Origin of the sequence: Oricola sp., assembly GCF_022763245.1 — a bacterium.
GTDB lineage: Bacteria > Pseudomonadota > Alphaproteobacteria > Rhizobiales > Rhizobiaceae > Oricola.
Genome location: NZ_JALEGV010000043.1, coordinates 244,637 through 267,510, shown reverse-complemented (window position 1 = coordinate 267,510; position 22,874 = coordinate 244,637). Strand labels below are relative to the sequence as shown.

The 22,874-nt window shown below is 66.5% G+C and carries 16 protein-coding genes, 1 tRNA gene and 1 pseudogene; 1 reads left to right on the top strand and 17 read right to left on the bottom strand.

Annotation, left to right across the window (positions count from 1 at the left end; all coding sequences use genetic code 11):
* Positions 1–280 precede the first annotated feature (280 nt).
* The 4 genes from MRY80_RS26580 to MRY80_RS26565 are packed head-to-tail and all read right to left on the bottom strand — an operon-like array spanning position 281 to position 4,564.
* Entirely contained in the window at positions 281–1,297 is a 1,017-nt protein-coding gene (locus MRY80_RS26580; RefSeq protein WP_293294807.1) for a glycosyltransferase family 4 protein, read from the bottom strand.
* A gap of 28 nt (positions 1,298–1,325) precedes the next feature.
* On the bottom strand, positions 1,326–2,321 hold the full coding sequence (locus MRY80_RS26575; RefSeq protein WP_293294805.1) for a glycosyltransferase family A protein: 996 nt from the start codon (positions 2,319–2,321) through the stop codon (positions 1,326–1,328).
* Positions 2,322–2,342: 21 nt separating this feature from the next.
* Positions 2,343–3,296, bottom strand: coding sequence for a glycosyltransferase (locus tag MRY80_RS26570; RefSeq protein WP_293294804.1), 954 nt, complete (start codon positions 3,294–3,296; stop codon positions 2,343–2,345).
* Positions 3,297–3,301: 5 nt separating this feature from the next.
* Complete coding sequence (locus MRY80_RS26565; protein ID WP_293294802.1) at positions 3,302–4,564, bottom strand: oligosaccharide flippase family protein; 1,263 nt, start codon at positions 4,562–4,564, stop codon at positions 3,302–3,304.
* 283 nt (positions 4,565–4,847) lie between these two features.
* On the opposite strand from MRY80_RS26565, the gene MRY80_RS26560 reads away from it, so the two are divergent.
* The gene (locus MRY80_RS26560; protein WP_293294800.1) at positions 4,848–6,089 is read left to right on the top strand and encodes a polysaccharide biosynthesis/export family protein; all 1,242 of its coding nucleotides are present in this window, start codon (positions 4,848–4,850) and stop codon (positions 6,087–6,089) included.
* A 103-nt stretch (positions 6,090–6,192) separates the two neighbouring features.
* On the opposite strand, the gene MRY80_RS26555 is transcribed toward MRY80_RS26560, so the two are convergent.
* The 13 genes and pseudogenes from MRY80_RS26555 to MRY80_RS26495 form a co-directional block, all read right to left on the bottom strand.
* A complete protein-coding gene (locus MRY80_RS26555) occupies positions 6,193–8,778 on the bottom strand; it encodes a PAS domain-containing hybrid sensor histidine kinase/response regulator (RefSeq protein WP_293294798.1) in 2,586 nt (861 codons plus the stop codon).
* A gap of 23 nt (positions 8,779–8,801) precedes the next feature.
* Entirely contained in the window at positions 8,802–9,317 is a 516-nt protein-coding gene (locus MRY80_RS26550) for a molybdopterin-dependent oxidoreductase (protein ID WP_293294796.1), read from the bottom strand.
* A 125-nt stretch (positions 9,318–9,442) separates the two neighbouring features.
* On the bottom strand, positions 9,443–10,603 hold the full coding sequence (locus tag MRY80_RS26545; protein WP_293294795.1) for a Gfo/Idh/MocA family oxidoreductase: 1,161 nt from the start codon (positions 10,601–10,603) through the stop codon (positions 9,443–9,445).
* A gap of 21 nt (positions 10,604–10,624) precedes the next feature.
* Positions 10,625–11,680 carry a sugar phosphate isomerase/epimerase gene (locus MRY80_RS26540; protein ID WP_293294793.1) on the bottom strand — a complete coding sequence of 352 codons (1,056 nt, stop codon included), beginning with the start codon at positions 11,678–11,680 and terminating at the stop codon, positions 10,625–10,627.
* A gap of 132 nt (positions 11,681–11,812) precedes the next feature.
* A complete protein-coding gene (locus MRY80_RS26535) occupies positions 11,813–12,889 on the bottom strand; it encodes a sugar-transfer associated ATP-grasp domain-containing protein (RefSeq protein ID WP_293294792.1) in 1,077 nt (358 codons plus the stop codon).
* A 139-nt stretch (positions 12,890–13,028) separates the two neighbouring features.
* The gene (locus tag MRY80_RS26530; protein WP_293294791.1) at positions 13,029–13,913 is read right to left on the bottom strand and encodes a LysR family transcriptional regulator; all 885 of its coding nucleotides are present in this window, start codon (positions 13,911–13,913) and stop codon (positions 13,029–13,031) included.
* A gap of 75 nt (positions 13,914–13,988) precedes the next feature.
* Positions 13,989–14,084, bottom strand: a tRNA-Sec gene (locus MRY80_RS26525).
* A 149-nt stretch (positions 14,085–14,233) separates the two neighbouring features.
* A pseudogene (gene selB / locus MRY80_RS26520) lies at positions 14,234–16,063 on the bottom strand (selenocysteine-specific translation elongation factor); the annotation flags it as partial.
* The gene (gene selA / locus MRY80_RS26515; protein WP_293294789.1) at positions 16,060–17,466 is read right to left on the bottom strand and encodes an L-seryl-tRNA(Sec) selenium transferase; all 1,407 of its coding nucleotides are present in this window, start codon (positions 17,464–17,466) and stop codon (positions 16,060–16,062) included. The gene selA and the pseudogene selB, both read right to left, overlap by 4 nt.
* Before the next feature lie 24 nt (positions 17,467–17,490).
* On the bottom strand, positions 17,491–18,426 hold the full coding sequence (locus MRY80_RS26510) for an FAD-dependent oxidoreductase (protein WP_293294787.1): 936 nt from the start codon (positions 18,424–18,426) through the stop codon (positions 17,491–17,493).
* 19 nt (positions 18,427–18,445) lie between these two features.
* The gene (selD, locus tag MRY80_RS26505) at positions 18,446–19,516 is read right to left on the bottom strand and encodes a selenide, water dikinase SelD (protein ID WP_293294785.1); all 1,071 of its coding nucleotides are present in this window, start codon (positions 19,514–19,516) and stop codon (positions 18,446–18,448) included.
* 173 nt (positions 19,517–19,689) lie between these two features.
* Entirely contained in the window at positions 19,690–21,351 is a 1,662-nt protein-coding gene (locus MRY80_RS26500) for a UGSC family (seleno)protein (RefSeq protein WP_293294783.1), read from the bottom strand.
* Between the two features lie 519 nt (positions 21,352–21,870).
* Entirely contained in the window at positions 21,871–22,650 is a 780-nt protein-coding gene (locus tag MRY80_RS26495) for a hypothetical protein (protein WP_293294781.1), read from the bottom strand.
* Positions 22,651–22,874: the final 224 nt, after the last annotated feature.

Here is a 22,874-nt window from a genome sequence, read left to right as displayed (position 1 = left end):
CGGGCGCCTGCCGGCGGCCAGACCGCTGACAGCGGCCCCTTCGCTCATCCTAGAAGTGTTGCAGAGCGACCCCACATCCCAGCCCGAGCATGCGAGAACCCGGACGAACCTGAGAAGAGCTTCCAATGGACGAGGCCCTGAACCCTGCCGGTCCCTGGTTCTCGCCGCGCCCGGCCAAGGGCGCTGCGGAGAGGCAGGACCCGATCTGGGCGGAGGCTCCAACGCAAACAAAAAAGCCGCCGACTTGTGCCGGCGGCTGGTCGTGTCGATCCGCGAAGGATCACGCGGCGAGCGCGAGATCCCGTTCGGTGTCCAGGGTGTCGATCAGGAGCTCGGTCCAGGCTCCGACGAAGCGCAGCGCCGCATCCTGCGCCACCGCCCGGCCCCGCAGGCCCTTGGCTGCGATGTCGCGACGATCGACCGTCTCGAAATAGGCCTTCCAGCCCTCGACGCCGTTGTCGCCGATCTCGATCGCACCGGCCTCGATGTGGTCGGCAAGGCCGTCGATGCGCGGGCAGAGCACGGCGCGGCCGGCGGCCATGGCTTCCAGCGCCACGAGACCATAGGGCTCCCAGCGCGACGGCATGGCGACCGCGTCGCACTCGGCGACCGCAGCCGAGGTGTCGGCCGAGTAGCCGTGAAAGACGACGTTTCGATGCGAACGCGCCATCGACGCCAGTTTCTCGGCCTCCGGCCCGTCGCCGTGGAAGTGAAGTTCGATGTCGTCGCGCTGGGCGGCAAGGAAGCCTTCCAGCAGGACGTCGAAGCCCTTCTGGACATCGAAGCGGCCGATCGCGCCGATCACCATGCGCTCACGCGGCGCGACAGGACCGACCTCGAAGAAGGGCGCGAGATCCGCGCAGGATCGGATGGCCGTCAGCTTGTCGGCCGGGCAGAACTGCCGGCGACGCATCCACCGATACTGCGCGTCGCTGACCGCGACCACCGTGTCGAAAAGGGCGTAGGCGGTGCGCAGGAGCGTGTCGAAACGGTCCTTGTTGTCGACACGGGCGGCGACGAAACGCTGGGAGTAGCTGTGCTCGACATGGATGATCGGCGTGTCGGGATAGGCGGCGCGCAGGGCCGTCAGCATGGGCAGGTTCGCCCAGTTGACCGACAGATGCGACACGATCACGTCGGCCGTCACGACGGGCGACGAGAACTGGCCGCGCCGGACGCGGACGATGCGGTGCTGGTGGTGGCGCTGCAGCGCCTCGCTGCTCGACATGTGATCGAGCATCCGGTTCACGCCGCCGAAGGACGCGTCGTCGATGAGGTGGGAAACGGCTCTTATCATTGTTCTTGCTCCGTTGTTCAAAGGTGTGTCAGGCGGCGCGTGCGCCCAGCATGCGGCGCTCGGCGACGAGGTAAAATGCCGCGCCGAGAAGGCGAAGCGTCACGGCGGCGCCGATGGTGACCACGGTCTTGACCGGCTCCTCGATCAGCGGACGCGAGGAGGTCGCTACCGAGCGCCGGCAGAGGTCGAAGGCCAGCGCGCCGTTGCGCATCGAGATCGCGCGGCGGCACAGATAGCGAAGCTGGTAGGCCGTCGCGGCGGCGCCGTGGCGGGCGACGACCTCCGGCGCGATGCGGGCGATCTTGTCGCGCATGCGCAGCCAGGTCTCCAGCTGGACGTTCACATTGGCCGACAGGGCGCCCATGTGGATGCGATAGAGCGTCAGGAGGCCGGGGATGCCCTCGATCTTCCAGTCCTGGGTCAGGGCGAAACGCAGCCAGCCCTCGATGTCGTCGGACTGGCGGAAGGTCTCGTCGAACCACCAGTCGCGCTCCTGCTCGCCTGCCGGGCGATAGGCGAACCCCTCCAGCGCCTCGCGGCGCATCACGGCAGCCGAGCCGTTGCCGATCGGGTTGCGCTTGAAGATGTCCGCCACCGTGATGTTGCGCAGCTTCGGCGTCTGGTTGACGCCGATCGGGCGGCCTTGGGCGTCGATCATGCGCGAGCCGGAGAAGCTGATCCCGACATCGGGATTGGCGCGCAGATGCTCGACATGCTTTTCCAGCTTCTCCGGCACCCACAGGTCGTCGGCGTCGCAAAAGCCGATGAACTCGCCCTTCGCCTCGTGAATGCCGGTGTTGTGCGCGCCGGCGAGGCCGCGGTTTTTCTGCCGGATCAGCCGGATGCGGCGATCGTCGAAAGAGTTCACGATCGTGGGCGTCTCGTCGCTCGACCCGTCATCGACGACGAGGATCTCGAAGTCCTGGAAGGTCTGGTCGAGGAGCGACTGCAACGTGTCGGCGATGGTTTCCTGCACATTGTAGGCGGGAACGACGAGGGTGGCGACGGGCGCGGAATTGGTCATCGGTTCGTCCTTTCTGACGGGTCAGTGCATGGCCGCGAATTTGCGGAGGCTGCGCGGCATGACCAGGTCGGCGATCGCCGCCAGGAGGGTCAGCCCGCCGCGGCGGGGATCGGAGAAGAAGCCGCGCGGGCTCTTCGCGAGGGCGGCAAGCACCAGGTCGAAGGCGGCACGGCGCGAGGCGCGGACGCGCAGCGCCCGGCGAGCCAGATAGCGCAGGTGGACCGCCTCGGCGGCCGCGACCTCGCGCGGACCCAGCGCCGGGTCGGCGCGGCGCACGGTCTCCAGCGTCTTGCTCCAGCCCTCATGCATGGCCGCCAGATTGGCGGACAGGCCGCTGTCGCTGGTGCGGTAATAGACCAGCACCTCGTCGAGCCCCTCGATCCGGCGGCCGTCGGCGATAAGCCGCACCATCCACTCGACGTCCTCGCCGTAGCGCAGCGTCGTGTCGAACCCGCCGCTCGCCTTGAAGGCATCGGCATGTACGACGACATTCGACATGGTGCAAACAGCATTCTCCCGCAACAAGTCGCCCGGCGTCAGCGCCTCGGTCTTGACGGTGGAATAGGTCCGCACGGAGCTCTCTTCGAAGGTGCCGGAACCGGCGCGGAAGAAGCCGATGCGGCCGTAGAGCGCGTCGGGGGCGTCGGACCTGCAGAAGAGTTCGGCCATGCGCAGCAGCTTGTTCTCGACCCAGAGGTCGTCGGCATCCAGGAAGGCGAGAACCTGTCCCTTGGCGTAGGAGAAGGCGGCAACATTGCGCGCATTGCTCGGGCCGCCCTGCTCCAGGGTGATGAGCTTGAAGCGGCAGTCGCGGGCAGCGAAACGCGCGGCAATGGCGGCGGTCGCGTCGGTCGAGCCGTCGTCCATCACGACGACCTCGAAATCCGGGAAAGACTGGCGCTCGACAGACGACAGGGTGGCCTCGAGGGTGTCTTCAGCGTTCCAGCAGGGAACGATCACTGAGAAAAGCGGCATGAGTTTCACCTTTCGATTCTGATGCGTTGAGGAAGGACGTGGATGAACAGAACGGCGACGGACGCGACGAGTTGCGAAAAGACCGAGGTGACGAGAACGCTCCAGACGACGGATGAGAGGCCGAAGGGGGCGGCGACAACGATGCCGAGCGTCACGAATGCCGCGATGAAGACCGAACACACGAGTTCCACATCCGGACGACCGGCCGAGCGCAGCCACTGGGCGGCGGCGGACCAGACGATGGCCGGCAGGGCGGCGAAGCACAGGATGGAAACAAGCGGCGCGACGGAAGCCCATTTCTCGCCGAAGATGATCGGCACGTAGATCGGCGCGGCGAGCGCCTGCACGGCGATGATCGGGAACAGGGCGACAAGCGCGACGGCCAGGGCGTTGCGCAGCGTCGCGACGCGGTTCGCGGCCCCGCAGAGATGCGGAAACAGGACCGTCGAGAAGGCGACCGAGAAGGAGTTCGCGATGCCGAGGCCCGCATTGAATGCGAAGAAGTAGATGCCGAGCGCTTCCGGGCCCATGAGGACGCCGATGATCAGCTTGTCGGCCTGCATGCGCAGGACCTTGAGGAATTCGATCCCGAGGATCGCGGCGCCGAAGCGGGCGAAGGGACGGATCGGCGCCGGAATGACGCCAGCCTTCGGCGCCCACGGGCGCAAGCGGCGCATCCCGGAGAGCCAGATCGGCGCGCTGGCCAGCCGTGCCGCGGCGACGGCGAGCGGGCTCGGCCAGATCAGCACCATGGCCGCAGTCATCAGGTTCGCGGCGACGTTCTGCGCGCCGGCGACGGTGGCGGTGCCGGCGAGCTTGCCTTCGCGCATAGCAAGGCCGCACTGCACGAGCCCGGCCGGCATCAAGAGATACTCGCCCGCCATGAGGGCGATCAGCAGCGGTCCTGCGACCTGCCCGGTCGCGAGATGGAAGGCCGCCGCGATCGAAACCTGAAGGGCGAACAGACCGCCGCTCCAGGCCCAGTTGATCCGGCGCGCGGTGTGGCAAGTCGCTTCCAGATCGTCAGCCGAAGCCGAGATGATCTTCTGGATGACGCCGTTCTCGGTGAAGGCCTTCAGCAGTTCGGAGATGGCGAGAGCGCCGGCCACGACGCCGACCTGCGCCGGCGTGAGCACACGGGCCAGCGCGATCACCGCGACAAGCCGCGAGACCTTTGTCACCGCCTCGGAAGCGCTGTAGGCGGCAAGCCCGCTCAACAGGGATCCGCGGGCGAACATCCGCGTCATGTTGGCGATTGCGACGGTCATGCTTGGCACCTTCTCTCACGCCCGGAGGCGTCGTTTCGATGACCATATGTCTAGCGGCTGCCGTCGTGAGCCGGGGGAAGCGTTGGGTCAGCCGGGGATCAGGAGGGCGAGAGGGTGCTATCCGTCGGTATAGGGTTCGACGCGAAAGAACCTGGTCATGCACGGATGACGCGCCCGGCTTGTTTTCCACACGCGTAAGAGCATGCGCACTGCTTTCGCACACCCTTGGAGTTGTGCGTTCTTCCTGATTCAACCCCGTGATACGGATGAAAGGATCTGTTTCATGCGCATGTCACTTCCCAAGAAGCGCAAGGGACTGCTTCGGACAACCGCGCTGATCCTGGCCACGAGCTTCGCTGCAACCGGCTGTTCTTCGCTGAGCGCCATCGACAATCGCGAGCCGGTTTCACAAGGCCTGAGCTACCAGGCGGAATATCGTACGCCGAAGGACCGCGGCCGGCATTGGGACCGATCGGCGTCGAGCCAGAACCGCAGCCAGTGCAGCGACAATGGCGCGGCCTCGCTCGCGCATGCGCCGATGAACACGGCGTTCACGCCGGACACGGTGCTCCTGTCGGCCGGCGACCTCGTCATGGTGATGGTTGGATCGGACGCGACCTTCACCGGCACGCATGAGATCGCGCAGGACGGCAGGCTTGCGCTGCCGCATCTGGCGCCGATCATCGCCCTCGGCCGGACGACGGACTCCATCGAGCGGGAATTGGGTCAAGCCCTCGTCTCGCAAGGCTATTACGATCAACCGCCGCGCATCTCGGTGCGGCTACAGGACTTCGCGCCGGCCCGCGTCTTCGTTTCCGGCTCGGTCTTCGAGCCAGGCGCGGTCACGATCGGCGGCGTCTCGGGCGCGGACCGCGACAGCATCCGCCAGGAAGCGCTCGGCGCCACGGCCGAAGCCCGGCGGTTGTCGCGTGCGTTGCAATCGGCCGGAGGCATTCGGCCGGACGCCGACCTTTCCTCGGTGCGCATCCGCAGGGGCCAAAAGACGATCGTGGTCGATGCGCGCCCCGCCATGCTCGGCCGGCCCTATAACGACCTGATCCTGCTTGCGGGCGACCATGTGGACGTCGGCAGCCGCGATTGTTTCCAGGAGGAACTGGTCAAGCCGACACCGGTGACAACACCCGGCGTGAAGGTGTTCATGTCGAACCTGACGCAGCCGGCGGCCTCCAACGCGAATTCCGCGATCGGCAAGGAAGCACGCGAACTGCGCTACGGCACGCGCTTTCTGGAAGCGATCGTGGGCATGAACTGCATGGGCGGGACGAAACTCGTCAACGCCAACCGCACCGCGGCGCTGATCTCGCGCAATCCGGTCACCGGGGAATCGATCGTCATCGAACGCCGCGTGGAGGAACTGCTTCGCTCCGCCGACCGCGACGACTTCAATCCCTACATGATGCCGGGCGACGCGCTCGCCTGTTACGATTCGGGCGTCACCAATGTCTTCGATGTGGCGAGGGGCATGAGCTCGGTCGCCGCAGCGGCGGCGCTGCTGACGCTCTGAGGAGGCCTTAGGGAGACTGGACCGAGCCGCGTCGGTGTCTACCGACGCGGCTCTTCTTGCACCCGATGAAACTGCAAAAGGTCTGCGGCGCCTCGAGGCGCGATCAATTCGTCTCGTCTGCGGCAGGCGCGTTCTGCATGTCGCGGATCGCGAGAACCGATTTGCGCTCGAGTGCGCCTATTTCGGCAATCAGTTCCTTCAGATCCTCGCCCCGCTCCTCTGCAGCAAGATCCTGCGCCAGGCGCAGCACCTCTGCGAGCGAAACCGCGCCGAACATGGCTGCCGACCCGGCGTGCTTGTGTGCGACGTCGCGCGCCGCCGCGAAATCCCCGCGCTCGATCGCGTCCGTCAGGCGGTCGCCGATCTGCGCCGATTCCGCCCGGAAGATCCCGACGGCAACCTCCAGCCGGTCCTTCGGCATCAGCGAGGCGAGTTCCCTGAACACCTCTTCGTCGAGGATGACATTGTCTTCGCCCTCGTCGGCCGGATCCTCTTCCTCGGTTTCGACATCCAGGCGTTCGAGCACCTTGACGAGATTGCGCCGACGCAAAGGCTTGAGGAGATAGTCATGCACGCCGAGTTCGCGCATGACGTCCTCCTCGTTGTCCATCACATGGGCCGTCAGCAGGACGATCCGGCTCTTGCGCGACCGGCCGGGTCCCGCGCGGATCCTGCGCGTGGCTTCCAGCCCGTCGATGTTCGGCATGCTGATGTCCATCAGGATGATGTCGAAGCGGGCCTCGTCGGCCTTGGCGATCCCGTCGCCTCCGTCCACCGCCTGGGTGACAGTGCACCCTTCCTCTTCCAGCATCGCCTGCGCGACGAAACGATTGGTCTCATTGTCCTCGACCACCAGCACCCTGAAATTGCGCCGGGATCTCCCCGACTCCTTTTCAGGCGCGTCGGCTTCCTCTTCCGACGAGGTCGCCAGCTCCGCTTCCGGAATGCTCACGGTGAAGGTGCTGCCCTTCCCGAGTTCGCTCTCGACGGTGATCGTGCCATCCATCGCCGCGGCGATCCGCCGGCAGATCGCCAAGCCGAGACCATAGCCTTCCGCGCCGCGTTGATAGGAGGAGTCGAGCGTGACGAAATCGTCGAAAATGCGCCTGAGATTCCCCTCGGAGATTCCGACACCGGTGTCACTGACCTTGATTTCGACGCGTCTCCGGCCGTCCTGATCGTAGCTTTCGCTTACGGCGACAGTGATGGCGCCGCTCTCGGTGAATTTGACCGCATTGCCGACGAGGTTGAGCAGGATCTGGCGAAGCCGGTTTCGATCGAGCTTCACGCGCGGTTTGGCAAGAACGATCGAACACGTGATCGCGTTGCCGCGCGCCTTGGCCCCGAGTTCGTGGCTGCGCCGGACTTCATCCAGAAGGTCGGGCAGGTCGAACCGGGTGGGATGGATGTCAATCGCGCCAGCCTCGATGCGGGTGATGTCGAGCACGTCGTCGATGTGATGCTGCAGGATTTCGCCGGAGGTGATCGCTGTTTCCACGAGCTGCTGCTGCCGGTCGTCCAATTTCGAACCGGAGAGCAGATCGAGGATCGCCATGACGCCGTTAAGCGGCGTGCGCATCTCATGGCTCATCACCGCCAGGAATTGCGATTTCGCCTTGTCGGCGGCGAGCGCCTGATCGCGGGCGTTCGTCAATTCGCGCTGCACCTCGCGCCTTGCGGAAATGTCGCGCACGAAGGCGATGAAGATCGGCTTCCCATCATCGCCCTCGGACACGCCGATCGACATCTCGACGGGAAACAGAATGCCGCTGGCGTGCATGGCGTCGATCTCGAAGCGCCCGGCGCCGACCAGGTGCGGCTCGCCCGTTCTGAGAAACCGCTCCATGCTGTCACGATGCGCCTGGCGCTGTTTCGGCGGCACCATCATCTCGGCGACCGTCGATCCGACGGCCGTCGCGCGCGAATAGCCGAACGCCATTTCGGCCGCCGGGCTGAAATCCAGGATCACGCCGTCAGCGTCGGCGACGATGATCGCATCCAGCGAGGAATTGATCGCGCTGGCATAGCGCGCATGGCTCTGGCGTATGATCTCCGCGCGCCGCTCGGCCACGCGATGCTGCCGGTAGACGATCGCAAAAGACCCGACGAGGGCGAAGATCAGGAGCAGCCCGATCGACGCCGTCTGAAACAGGAGGACGGCCAGGCGGCTTCGGTTGAGATCCGACTGGACCGCGAAGACGCGCACGCCTTCCAGCGAAAACGTGCGGGTCGTCGGTCTCAACGCTTCGTAGGTCTCACGCAGCGCGGGAAGCGCGGCATAGAGAACCGCGTCATCGCCATCGATGATCGGGATGCTCTGCTCCAGCGTCTCGCTGATGGTCTCGAGATATGTTTCGGCTTCCGAGAGCGCTCTCAGGCTCTCGAACGCGGAGCTGATGCGGATCGTCTTGGCGCGGCTGTAGAAAATGTCGAAGCGTTTGCGCGCCTCATTGAGCAGTGCCGCGTCCGGCTCGGGCTTCTCCTCGGCGTCGCGCACCGCGCTCATGAATGTCAGCAACTCGATCTCGAGTTGCGCCAGCGTCCACTGGATGTTGTCGCGCGGCGCGGAGCGAAGCCCCGAGACTTCCGTGTATATCTGCTTGCCGAGAACAGAGAAAAGGCCCGCGATCAACACTGTGAGCACGGGCACGACATAACGCAGTCGAAATCTCTTGGGCCTGTCAGGCATTGGACCTCCTGCCGCGCCTGTCCTTATTCGATCTTCAACCGGTCAAGCTGCCAGATCGCCCGCGCATAGATCGTCTCCTTACGATAGTCGGTGGAACTGTCGAAGGGATAGATGAGCCAGAGCGGGCCCTTGTCGCGCACCGACATGACTTCGCCATCCATTTCATAGGCGATGATCGGGCCGCCCTTCACCGCATCGCTTGCCGGGATGTCGACGGCATAGTCGTTCAAAGCGATCGCGTTGACATTATCACCTTTGGCGCCAACCGCTGCCAGGAAATCATCCAGCGCCACGCCGGTGTATTCGTTGACGCCGTCCGTCCAGATCGTCGAGGTCTCGAAGGTGGTCGCAGGCAGGGCCTTGAGCATGTCCATGTCGAACACCGCCGCGCCGTCCTTGTTGGTCACGACGATCGCGCCGGTGACTGTGAGCACGATGTCGCTCTCGGGGGCAGGCAGGTCGTCGGCGGTCGCGCCGCCAAGACCCAGTATGAGCGCCAGCAGGAACGCGCTGGCGAGGGCAAGATGCTGTCTCAGCATGATCGCATACCTCTGCAGAGTGATTGGCTGCCCTTCAGTAACCTCTTTCGACTCCAGCGACGCGCACGATCAAGGATAGTCGCCTATACGAAAGGATAGGACGCTTCCGATCTCGGGACGGATGCTCACGTCTTCAAATAGGAAGCGATGTTCACCCAGCGCCCGCCGCGTTTGGAGGACTCCACGCAGGCCGCGACAAAGGCGACGCCCGCGACCCCATCTTCAATGCCCGGAAACATGACCTCCTCCGGCACCGGCCGACCGTCACGCCGCGCGGCGATCGCTTCGGCCGCCTCAGTGTAGACATTCGCGAAGCCTTCCAAATAGCCTTCGGGATGGCCGCCCGGAATGCGGCTGACCCGGGCTGCCGCGTCCGTCGCGCCGGCGCCGCCGCGCGTCAGGAGCCGCTTCGGCTCGCCCAACGATGTGTGCCAGAGGCGGTTCGGCTCTTCCTGAGCCCATTCCAGCCCGCCCTTTTCGCCATAGATGCGCAGCTTCAGCGCATTCTCGTTGCCGGGCGCGACCTGGCTGCACCACAGCATGCCCTTGGCGCCGCCGGCAAAGCGCATCAGCACATGGCCGTTGTCGTCCAGCTGGCGTCCCTCGACGAAACTGTCGAGATCGGCGCAGAGCGATTCCAGCTCAAGACCCGAGACGAAGCTTGCGAGGTTGAAGGCGTGGGTGCCGATGTCGCCGGTCGATCCGCCAAGGCCGGACCGCGCGGGATCGGTGCGCCAGCCGGCCTGTTTCTGGCCCGTTTCCTCGATGCGCTCCGACAACCAGTCCTGCGCATATTCCACCTGGACGAGCCGGATCGCACCGAGTTCTTCCCTGGCGACCATGTCGCGCGCCTGGCGCACCATCGGATAGCCGGTGTAATTGTGCGTCAGCACGAACAGGGCGTCGGCGCTTCTTGCCGCCTTGGCGAGCCTGTGCGCGTCAGCCAGCGTCGCCGTCAGCGGCTTGTCGCAGATGACATGAATGCCGCGCTTCAGGAACTCGCGCGCCACGGGGAAATGCATGTGGTTGGGCGTCACGATGGCGACGGCCTCAATGCCGTCCTTCAGACGCGCTTCACGCTTGGCCATCTCCTTGTAGTCGCCATAGGCGCGGTTCGGCGCGACGCCGAGATCGGCGGCCGACGCCTTCGATTTCTCCGGCGTGGAGGAGAAGGCACCCGCGACCAGTTCGTAGCGGTCATCGATGCGCGCGGCGATGCGGTGCACCCCGCCGATGAAGGCGTCGCGGCCACCGCCGACCATGCCGAGGCGAATTCGCTTTCCCATGATGTTCCTCCCTCGTCGCGATCAGGATATGCCGAGCATACGGCGATTGGCGGCGTCGTCCGTGCCGGAATCGGCGAAGTCGTCGAACGCCTTGTCCGTCACGCGGATGATGTGATCGGAGACGAACATCGCGCCTTCGCGTGCGCCGTCTTCGGGGTGCTTCAGGCAGCATTCCCATTCGACGACCGCCCAGCCGTCGAAATCGAACGCGGAGAGCTTGGAGAAGATCGCGCCGAAATCCACCTGCCCGTCGCCAAGCGAACGGAAGCGCCCGGCCCTGTCGACCCAGCCCTGATACCCGCCATAGACGCCCTGCCGGCCGGTCGGATTGAACTCGGCGTCCTTGACGTGAAACATCCGGATGCGGTCGCGATAGATGTCGAGGTGGTCGAGATAGTCGAGGCACTGCAGCACGTAGTGCGACGGGTCGTAGAGCATGTTGCAGCGTTCGTGACCGTCGAGCCGGTCGAGAAACATCTCGAAGGTGACGCCGTCATGCAGGTCCTCGCCCGGATGAATCTCGTAGCAGACATCGACGCCGCATTCGCCGGCGCGATCGAGGATCGGGCGCCAGCGCTTCGCCAGTTCGTCGAAGGCCGTCTCGATCAGTCCGGCGGGGCGCTGCGGCCAGGGATAGACATAGGGCCAGGCGAGCGCGCCCGAGAAGCTCGCCATGCGGTCGAGGCCGAGATTGCGGGAGGCCTGAAGCGCGAGCATGACCTGATCGACCGCCCAGGCCTGCCTCGCGGCCGGATTGCCGCGCACCTTTTCGGCCGCGAACCCATCAAAGGCCTCGTCATAGGCCGGATGCACCGCGACGAGCTGACCCTGCAGATGGGTCGAGAGTTCGGTCACGACGATGCCGTTCTCGGCGGCCACGCCCTTGAACTCGTCGCAATAGTCCTTCGAGGCGGCGGCCTTTTCCAGGTCGAACAGCCGATCGTCCCAGCTCGGAACCTGCACGCCCTTGTAGCCGCAATCGGCCGCCCAGGCGGTGATCGCCGGCCAGGAATTGAACGGCGCCTCGTCGCCGGCGAACTGCGCCAGAAACAGGGCCGGCCCCTTGATGGTCTTCATGAAACGTCTCCTCACGTCGGTTTGAGGAAAAGACAGAGTTCCCCGCCGTTTTTCAACCCGGCAAAGCGCATTTCACGTCACGATTGCGGCGATCACGACCGGTCCGAGCATAGGGCCCGGTGGTCCGAGGCCTCACCACAAGCGGGGAATGTTCTCCCATTGCAGGTCACCGAAGCCGGGGCCCTGCGTCGCCTCGGTGAACTTGACCCCGTTATGGCCGCCGTTCCATTCCAGAATCTGCGGCTCGCCCGCCTGATCGATCGTGAAGTCCCAGCCGATGCAATAGGCATAGGGGAATCGCGCCTGCAGCCGGGTGGCGATTTCGACGCATTGCGAATATCCCGGGATCATCCTGTTCGCGAACTCGACGCCGGAATCCGGATGGCGGTCGGTTCGCCGCCAATTCGGGAGGTACCCGAACGCGCCGAGTTCGCCTGTCGCGACATCAACCGGAATGCTGACACTTGTGCCGAACTTGACATGGGTGTCGCCGGTGCGGCCGAAGCGCAGATATGCGGCCCGGACGGACGCCACGCCACGTGGATCGACGACGGAGGTCAGCCGCAGGGTCGCGACCGAACTGGCGGTGAAGTCCTCGAAGAAGGCATGTTGGCGGATCAGCTTCTGGAAGACGCCGTTTCCGAGCCTGTCGGCATCAGGCGCGCGGAGATCCTCCGGGCCGAAGAAATGAATGCCCTTGCCCCGCGCGGAATCGTCTTCCTTGAAGACCACCCTGTCGCGATCTGAAAACAGGCATGCCTGAAGGCCGGCCGCGTCGAGGACATGGTTGTTCCGGTCGTAGAAGCGGCCGTTCACGCAATAGGCAAGGTCCGGCAGGTCCACGTCGCCGAACAGATAGGGCGCGACAGCCTTCTGGTTGGCGATCGCGCCATAGGCGCCCTTGCCCCGGCGCACCACGTGGCGACCGTAATAGTTGTCGGGCATCCAGCCTTCCCTGAACTCCCCCGCGACCGCCGAATAGACATAGAGCCACGGCGCGTAGAGTTTCGATCCGAACACGTCGCGCGCGTAGTCGTCGCAGCGTCGAACGATTTCCTGCGAAAGCGGTCCGGTGTCCTGCTCGATGGACCGGAGATAGCGCAGGGCCTCTTTTCTGTGCTTGCGGTGATAGAGCCGCTCGGAAATCCGTTCGGACAGAACGTCGCCGGTCTTGCGCAGTCTCTTCTTCAGGGGCGGTTTCGCGGACATGACAGGTCACCCCTTGCTCGTGATCCGACGCCCTTCTCCCCAAACGGAAAGGCGACGCTTCCGTTCGGGTAACACTCCGGCCGGCGGATGTCAGCAGGGTCCGGGCATGAGATCGCCGAATTGGCGGCAACGCTTGCGCTCAGGCCCAGGGCGGCGGGTCGAAATCGCTGCGGATGTGCTCGATGAACGCCGCCAGCTCCGGCCGCGAGGCCTTGTGGCGCGGGATCATCGCCTTGAACCAGATCGGGATCACCGGGAAATCCGGCATCAGCGTCACGAGGCGGCCATCCTTGAGCGGCTGGCGGGCGAGGAATTCCGGCACGATGGCGAGCCCCAGCCCCTTGGTGGCCGCATCGACGAGGATGCGGCTGTCATTGACCGTGTAGCGCGCATGGATATCCAGCGAGATCGGGCCGCTCGGGCCGCTGAAGGTCCAGGTGTGGCCGACCGGCACGAAGGCCAGGCAGTCATGGCCGACAATGTCGGCCGGCGTCTGCGGATGATAACGCTTCTTCAGATAGGCGGGCGCGGCGACGAGCAGGCGCGGATAGGGGCAGATGGGAATCTCGACCACGCCGCCGAAGGATTGCGGCAACGCGCCGAGCGAGATGTCGAAGCCCTCCTCCAGCGGATTGACCGGGCGGTCGATCAACAGGAGCTCGATCGTCATGTCGGGGTGCCTGGCCTGGAAGCGGTTCACCGACTCGCCCACATAGGCCGCCCCGATGGTCGTGGTGGCGCGCACGCGCAACGTGCCGCGCATGCCCTTGCGCTCGCGGTTGTAGAGCGTGTCCTCCAGTTCGGCGACCAGTTGCTGCAGGCGCGGCTGCAGCTTCTCGCCGTCCGGCGTCAGGGTCAGGGCCCGGGTCGTGCGCTTGAACAGCCGCGTCCCGATCTCATCTTCCAGGCGACCGACCCGCTTGGAGACGACCGAGGGCGTCGTGCCGATTTCGCGGGCGGCGCTGGAAAAGCCCCCGAGCCGGGCGCTGGAAAGAAAAGCCTTGATGTCGATCAGTAAGGGCATCTGTTCCTTCACTCCTCCTCGCGCGGCCGCGCGCGATACCGGGAACCGTCCCGATTTGCAGACCCATCGAAGCGATGGCGGAAGGGAGTGGGTGTCGAACCCACCTAGGACCGGCTGACGGCCCCACCCGGATTTGAAGTCCGGACGCTCCACCGGGAGCGATTCCCTTCCCCGACACGATCCGCCGGAGCGGCCATGTCCGTCTGCCTTGCCTGCTTGTCTTCCTGCCTCACATAGTCGTCCACGCGGTTCGCCGCGATGCGGCGCAGATCGCCGCGCCGCACTGTCAGACCGATCCGGTCGAAATGTTCCAGAAGCTCGATCGCGACCTTGCGGCCATTGTTGAGCCGGTCGCGGAACTGCGCCGCCGAGAACCAGCCGTCCTCCGCGCTTCCGGCGACATCGGCGGCGATCCCCGCCATCTCGCCGAGCGCCGGTCGCAGGAAGAAGCGGTCGGGCGCGACCTCGATGACGCTGCCCTGCCGGGCCATCGCCTTGAGCACACGCCGGACCTCCGCTTCGCGCTCGCCCAGCGATTTCGCGCATTCCCTCGCCTGCGGCGGCCGAAACCGGTTTTCGCCCGACAGATGCGGCGCGAGGCGCTGCCACAGGCGGTGGTCGCGCGCGTCCAGCGCAAGCCGATGGCCGGGCAGGCGGACGGCGCCGCCCTGGAAGAGGAGCGTGCCGTCGGCGATCAGGGCCCGGATCACCACCGTGCCGGTCTTGACGCGCAGGCGCGGCTCGAGCCGCCCCGCAAGCCAGGCGATGCCGGGTCCCAGCAATTGCGGATGCGCGCGATGATAGGCATCCAGCGTCGCGCAGGCGCTGGACGAAAGCTTCGCCCAGACATCCGGCGAGAACAGCAGGTCGTCGCCACCATGGGCGGCGCGCGCATGCGGGACCGCGGCAAGCAGCGCCTCTGCCTCTTGCGCGCCCATCGCGCGATCGCGGATGAAACCGGCGATGTCGACGGCGTGAGGCGGGCAATCGAGCAATGCGGCCAGCACCGATGCGGGCTCGGGAAGCGACAGCGCGTCCAGCTGGGCGCGCCGCTCGGGCGTGCGCCGGCGGCGCTGCGGGCCGCGCAGATCGACGAGCCGGCCGCCGCCCATGGTTCGCGAACCGGAGGTGTCGCGGATGATGAAGCGGTCGCCGACGGCGGCCGCGATCGGTTCGTCGAGCACGAGTTGCACCCGCCCGTCCTCGCCGGGCGCGATCGGGGCTTCCTGCAACAGGGCGATGCGGGCGCCGGTCTCGCTGGCGGCGTGGTGCAACCGCACCGGGGTCCAGTGCTGCAGCGGGCGCGGTTCGCTCGCCAGGAGGCGCAGTTGCGCGTCGATGCGAGATGCCGGCGCATGGGCGGCCGCGGCAAGCGCCACATCGCCACGGCCGACGGCGTGCGGGCTGATCCCGTCGCCGACCAGATTGAGCGCGCAGCGTTCGCCGACCCGGCCGGTCTGGACGCGGCGGTTCTGGGCGTGGATCGAGCGCACGCGCGCCTGAAGGCCCGACGGGCTGACCGTGACGGCATCGTCGATCCGGACCGAGCCGGAAAGCACGGCGCCCGTCACCACGGTTCCGACACCCTGAAGGCTGAAGCTGCGATCGACGGCAAGGCGGAAGAGCCCCTGCCCCCCGGCCGGCGCGAAGCTGCCCGCGGCTTCGACCAGCGCGGCGCGCAGGGCCTCGATCCCCTCGCCCGTGACGGCGGAGACGGGAAAGACCGGCGCAGCGGCAAAGGGCGTGCCGGCAAGCAGCGCCTCGATTTCACCGATGACCTCCTCGCGCCGCTCGGGCGCGACGAGATCGCATTTGGTGAGCGCCACGACGCCGCGCTCAAGGCCGAGCAGACGGACGATATCGAAATGCTCGCGCGTCTGCGGCATGACGCCGTCATCGGCGGCGATTGTCAGCAGCACGAAGTCGATGCCCGTCGCGCCGGCGAGCATGTTGCGCACGAAGCGGTCATGGCCGGGGACGTCGACGAAACCCAGGATGTCGCCCTCTGCCGCCGGCATGTAGGCGAAGCCCAGATCGATGGTGATGCCGCGCGCCTTTTCCTCGCGCAACCGGTCTGCGTCAATGCCGGTCAGCGCCTTCACCAGCGCCGTCTTGCCGTGATCGATATGGCCTGCCGTCCCGACGATCATGCGGCACCGTCACGGTCGAGGCCGGCAAGATTGGCTAGGAAATCGTCTTCCGCGTCCAGGCAACGCAGATCCAGGAGCAGCGCGCCATTGGCGATGCGCCCGATGACCGGCCGCGGCAGCGCCCGCAGCGTCGCGGCGAGACGATCGAGCGCGCCGCCGCCGCCCGCTTTCGGCGTCAGCGCCAGGGCGGCGCTCGGCAGGGTTTCCACCGGCATTGCCCCCGACCCGACCTGGCTGGAGCAGGCGACAACATCCACCGTCACGTCAGGCCCGAGCGCGTCGGCAACCTGCGGCGCGATGTAGCGCGCCGACGCTTCGATCTCGCCGACATGGCGCGCCAGCTGCCGGTAGGTCGGCACGGTCTCGGTCAAACGGTCGGGATCGCGGTAAAGGCGCAGGGTCGCCTCGATGGCGGCGAGGCGGATCTTGTCGACGCGCAAAGCGCGCTTCATCGGATTGGCGTTGATGCGCTCGATCAGAGCCCTGCGGCCGACGATGAAGCCGGCCTGGGGGCCGCCGAGCAGCTTGTCGCCGGAGAAGGTGACGAGGTCGGCACCGGCCGCGACCGCCTCGGCGACCGTCGGCTCGTGCGGGAGACCGAAGCGGGTCAGATCGATCAGCGTGCCGGATCCGAGATCGTCGACGAGCGGAACATTGTTCTCGCGCGCCAGTTCGGCCAGGTCTCGCGCCGGCACGGCCGCAGTGAACCCCTCGATGCGATAATTGGAGGTGTGGACCTTCAGGAGCAGGCCCGTCTCGTCATCGATCGCGGCGGCGTAATCGCGCTTGTGGGTCCGGTTGGTGGTGCCGACCTCGACGAGTTTCGCGCCGGCGCGGCGCATGATTTCCGGCATGCGAAAGGCGCCGCCGATCTCAATCAGCTCGCCGCGCGAGACGATCGCGCCGCGCCCCTGCGCCAGGGTGTTGAGCGTTAGGAGGACCGCGGCGGCGTTGTTGTTGACGACGGTCGCGGCTTCGGCGCCGGTCAGTTCGCACAGCAGGTCGCGCACGAGGTCGTCGCGTTCTCCGCGCTGGCCCTTGTCCACGTCGAATTCCAGCGCAACGGCGTTTCGCATCGCTTCGGTCGCCGCGGCGACGGCCGCCTCGGCCAGAAGCGCGCGGCCCAGATTGGTGTGCAGGATCGTGCCGGTGAGGTTGAAGACCGGCTTCAGCCGGGGGGCGCTTGCCTTTTCCAGCAGGCGCTGCGCGTCCGCCGCCGCTTCGTCGGGCGAGACATGCGGGACCGCGCCCTGACGCGCGGCGGCAATCGCGTCGCGGATGGCAGACACGGTCGCGGCATGGCCGAACCGCCCGGACAGGGACTGCCCGAGCGGTGTGCGCAAAACCGTGTCGACGGAGGGCAGCCGTCTCGTCTTTCGCCCTTCTGCGCTATCTCCGTGCATGTCCACCCTGCATTGCGGCCGTCCTCACGCGTCGCGCCACGCGCCGGTCGCCAGATACCGGTCGAGCGCGACGGCGGCCGCTGCCGCGTCGCCCATGGCGCCGACGGCGCGATGCGGCGAGCCCTCGCGCACATTGCCGACGGCGCAGAGGCCCTTGGCGTCGCTGCGCATCGCGGCATCGACGCGGATGCGGCCCGTGTCGTCCAGCGCGACGAGGTCGGCGACGAGGCCGGTGTTGGGCACGAGGCCGATGAAAGTGAAGATCGCGTCGGCGGCGATTTCATCCTCGACGCCGGACGCCTCGTCCTTGACCTTGACCGCCGTGACGGCGTCCTCGCCGACGATCTCGGTCGGCACCGTGTTGCAGCGCAGTTCGATCTTCGGGTTCTCCTCCACAGCCTCGCGGTAGCGCGCCTGACCGGCCAGACCGTCGCCGCGCATGACCATGATCACCTTTTCCAGATGATCGGCAAGCACCAGCGCCTCCTGCATGGCGGAATCGCCGCCGCCGGCGACCACGGCGACCTTGCCGCGCAGAAGCGGCGCGTCACAGCTGGCGCATTCGCTGACGCCCTTGCCGTGCAGACGCTCCTCGCCCGGCAAGCCCAGCCTGGCCATCGCCGTTCCGGTCGCCATGATCAGGCCGCGGGCGACGATGTCGCCGGCGCCGCTGGCGATCTTCCAGCCCTCGCCTTCCGCCGAAATGCCTGTCGCCGGCTCGTCGACGAATTCGACGCCCAGTTCCTCGGCCTGTTCCTGGGTGATCGGGCAGAGATCGTAGCCGGGCACGCCCTCGGCATAGCCCGGCACGCCGTCGATCTTCTCGATCTTGAGCAGCTCGCCGCCGGGCACCCCGTCGGTGAGCAGCACCACGCTGTGTCCCAGCCGGCCGGCGGTCAGGGCGGCGCTCAGGCCGGCCAGTCCGCCACCGATGATCGCCACGTCGAATTCCTGGCTCATGATGCGTGTCTCATCCTGTCTATACGATTGTGATTTCCGGCGTGCCGGCCTCGGCGACGCCGACGATCGAAGCCGCCGGATAGCGGGCCTGCCGGATGTCGGCGAGCACGGCTTCGGCCGCGTCCGGGGCGACGGCGACCAGAAGGCCGCCGGAGGTCTGGGGATCGGCCAGCAGCAGCCGCCGCCAGTCCGGGAAGCCTTCGGGCAGCGTCACCTCGTCGCCATAGCTTGCCCAGTTGCGGTGCGACGCGCCGGTGATGAAACCGCCCTGCGCCAGCGCCGCGGCTTGCGACAGCAGCGGCACCGCGTCGGCCTGAAGCTTCAGATGCAGGGCCGAGCCGCGCGCCATTTCCAGCCCGTGGCCGAGAATGCCGAAGCCGGTCACGTCGGTGATCGCGTGGACGGCCGCGTTTTCGGCGAGCGTCGTGCCGACGCTGTTGAGCAGCGTCGTCGTCGCGATCATCTCGCCATAGCCGGCCTCGTCCAGATCGCCCTTCTTGAAGGCGGCGGAATAGATGCCGACGCCAATGCCTTTGGTGAGGATCAGCACGTCGCCGGGCTGCGCGCCGGAATTGCGGCGCAGGCGATCCGTCGGGCAGACGCCGATGACGGCGAGGCCGTAGATCGGCTCCGGCGCGTCGATGGAATGGCCGCCGGCGACCGGAATTCCGGCATCGGCGCAGACGGAGGCGCCGCCGGCGAGGATGGCGCGCACCATTTCGGGCGCGATCTTGTCCACCGGCATGCCGAGGACCGCGAGCGCCATGATCGGCCGGCCGCCCATGGCATAGACGTCGGAAATCGCGTTGGTCGCGGCGATGCGGCCGAAATCCGTCGGGTCGTCGACCACCGGCATGAAGAAATCGGTGGTCGCGATCACGCAGGTGTCGTCATTGATGCGATAGGCCGCCGCGTCGTCGCCGGTCTCGGTGCCGACCAGAAGATCGGGAAAGGCCTGCATCGCTGGCTGGCCGGCGAGAAGGTCGCGCAGGACCGCGGGCGACAATTTGCAGCCGCAGCCGCCGCCATGGGCGAGGCTCGTCAGGCGAAAGGGCGCCGGCTCGGCCTTTTGCGCTCCGGTCACGCCCATGATGAAATATCCGTCATTCGCGTCTCCTCCCCGATCCGCAATTGGTCCAGCCAGAAAGCACAGGATCGGCGGCGAGAGAATTCGGTTTCTTTGAAAAAGGATCTTCGCGATTCACGAAAGATCGGCCGACAAACACCGGCGATCCGACCCTCGATCGCGAAAGATCGAGGGTGTCATCGCCAGTCATCGACGCGAACGGTCGGCAATTTGCCGCCGGTCATCGTGCCGGGCCCGAGACCGCGATAGCGGCCGCTGATCATCTTGAAGGCGCCCTGCGTCTCGCCGCCGATGACGACGATGTTGATGTCTTCCGGCCGGAAGATCGAGATCATCTCGTCGGGCGCGGCCCTCAGGCGGCTGGCGAAGGGCTCGACGCCGGCCACGGCATGCGGCTTGACCAGCGTCGTCGTCCACTGGTCGTCCCAGTAGTTGCGCGCCGGCATCTTGGCGTTTTCGGCGCACCACTCGATCAGCGACTGCTTGGAATAGCCCATGTCGTCAAAGGCGCGCGCGACGATCGGGTCCATCACGATCAACGGCGGGCTGAAGTGGTCGGTCGCTGTCAGGCAGCGGATGAACTTCTCCTTCCACGTTTCGCGCGGGCCGAAGCCGGACTGGGTGTACCAGCCGCCGAAGAAGACGCTGACGGTGGAATCGCTCGCCTTGAAACCGTTGTCGACATGGAAGGGCGACCACGGGCTGCGCTCCTCGTTTTCGGCGAAGCAGGCCGTGTAGTTCCAGTTGGACCCGACGGAACCCATATAGGTGTCGCCCGGCACCGAGCCGCCCTGCACGTTCTGGCTGGCCAGGCAATAGGCCCGGCCGATCGTGGCGTTGGCGTGGTTGTAGGGTCCGAGCGTGCCGATGCCGCTATTCATGCCGATCTCGTCGCGGATCGGGCCGTTGACGATCGACAGCGCCGCCCAGGAGGTGGTGCTGGAGGACCGCGCGGACACGCCGCTCGCCGTCAGCGCCAGGATCACCGGCAGATATTCCGGCCGCGCGCCGGCCATCACCGCGTTGACCGCGACCTTTTCCACGTCGAAGGCCCAGGCCTCGCGGAAGGCGGTCGGACGCATGTGGCCGACATGCTTGTCGGGCGCATGCGAGGTGCCCTTGAGCATCGCTTCGACGCGCGCCTCGGTCGGCAGCACGACCGGAAGCTGGTCGGTCCAGTGGTTTTCCAGGAAGAGCTGGTGGAGGTTGTCCTCCGTGTCCGGCTCCAGGAAGCGCGGCATTTCGCGCTCGAAGGTCGCGCCCTTCAGGTCCTCGTCGCTCAGCGGCTGGGTCAGCCCGTCAATGACGCCCTGCATGAAGGGGCGCTTCTCGATCGGGTCCATGCCCTCGATATAGTCGCGCAGTTCCGACGGCGTGCGGCCGACGACCGGCTGCGGCACGTAGCAGTTGCGCAGGGTCGGCATGCCGCCCGTCTTCGCGGTGGCCTTGGCCAGCCTTGCGAAGGCATGGGTGGAGACCGGGATCGTCGGGATCCCCGCTTCTTCCAGTGCTAATGCGAAGCCCACGACCGTGGGACAGCAGGTGCTTCAGAGGCCGACGCCCATGATGGCGACGTCACCTTGCGCCACCACCGTCGCCCTCATCTCCGGATCGTCCTTCCAGCTCTCGCGCGGCTTGATGATCCGGGTTTCCACCGACGGCATGTTGGTGGCGAACCAGTCGCGCAGCTGTTCCATGAAGACGTCGGCATTGTCGAAGAGCGCGTCGATCAGGTAGAGCACCTTGCCGTCGAGACTCATCGGCCGGTTGGCGAGACGTTTGCCGACCACTTTCGGCGGGTATCCCCGCGGATCGAGCACCTTGATCTTGTCCGCCATGGCAGCCTCCCGAAGTCCTGACGCGGCCCGATCCGGCCGCTTCGTGTATACATGACTGACCGAAAGGATTCGGGCTGTCAACCGGCGACACCGCAAAGACAGGCCACAAATTCGACCCGGCAGAACTTTCGCCGGCTATTGTATTCACGCTCGCGAAAACTGCATTCGCGGAACGGTATTGGCGGGCGGAATTGGAGGGGATTGGGGCGCGCGCGGCAACGGGCCGGCCCCTCTGACCCGTCATCCTCGGGCTTGACCCGAGGATCCATTCCGTGAGGCTGACGGGTGGGCCGCGGTGTCCGAATGTGATGGCACCTGTTCTGCCTGTTCTGTGAAGTGGGACGTTCACGGAATGGGTCCTAGGGTCAAGCCCTAGGATGACGGGGAGAGGTTTCGGGTTCACGGCCAATCGCCAAAAGCATGAAGAGTCGGCTTCCGTACGCAGAGACAGGCGCGCGGTAACGACACCGCGGCTCGTCTTCGAGTGCGGATTGCAGGATTCGGAGCGGTCGATGCCCTTCACGACGTGTCCGGCCTCAACGCCTGCAGCGCGAGGCCGTGGCATTCGCGCAGGACGCTGTCGACCGTGTGGGTGGAGAGTTTGCGGTGGCCCGGGGGCCAGCCGTGGCGCAGGGGAGGTCTGGCTCTCGCGCGCCCTTTGTTCGCGCCCTTAAGCTGCGCTTCGCTTGCTGGCGCGAAAAGGGTTGCGGCGCGTCGGGCCTGCAGTCGGGCGAGCCGTCTTGCGTGTCCGTCGATATCCTCCAGAGCGCGCTTCAGCGCCTTGAGGCGGGCGCAGAGGTGGTCGGCGCTGACGTCCTCGTGGTCGTCGGCAAGATCGAACCCGTCGCGCGGGAACGGGCGCCTTCCGTCCCAGCCCTTCGGGTCGAAGCGGCGCGGCGGGTCGGTGAGCGCGAAGGTCGGGGGGCGTGGCGGTGCGGGTTGCTGAACTTCGGGTGGTGGCTGCCACATGCGGGCAAGGCCGAGATTGAGGCCGGTGTGGGTGATGACAAGTCCCGCCGCCTGGAGCTGTTCGAGGGCGGTTGGCTCCTTCGCGGGGCGCGGTTTCAGGAGGCCGACGCCGATGCTGCGCGCGGCGATGACGATCAGCCGACGGGCGGCGGATTCGGCCGGACGCAGCACGCGCAGGATCACCCGCCAGGCGCGCCGCGTCACCAGATCGGCCCCGCCCTCGTCCAGCCCGGCGCGCACGAACAGCACCGCGACGATGCGCAACAGCGCCTCGCGGTTGCGGTCGATGGCGGCTTGCCAGTCGAAGGTGGGGCCTTGCGGGTCAGTCATCGGGCAAGGGTATGGGCGGTGGCGGGATGGTGGATAAGTTGGGGGCGATTTTCTTGTGGTGTGGGTGATTGGGTGCGGGCGACAAACACACCGCGTCATCCTCGGCCTTGAGCCGAGGATCCATTCCGTGAAGCTGACAAGGCGGCGGCTGTGCCTATTCGGGAGGGCGACTGTTCTGCATCTCCAGTGACGTGGCGCATTCACGGAATGGATCCTAGGGTCGA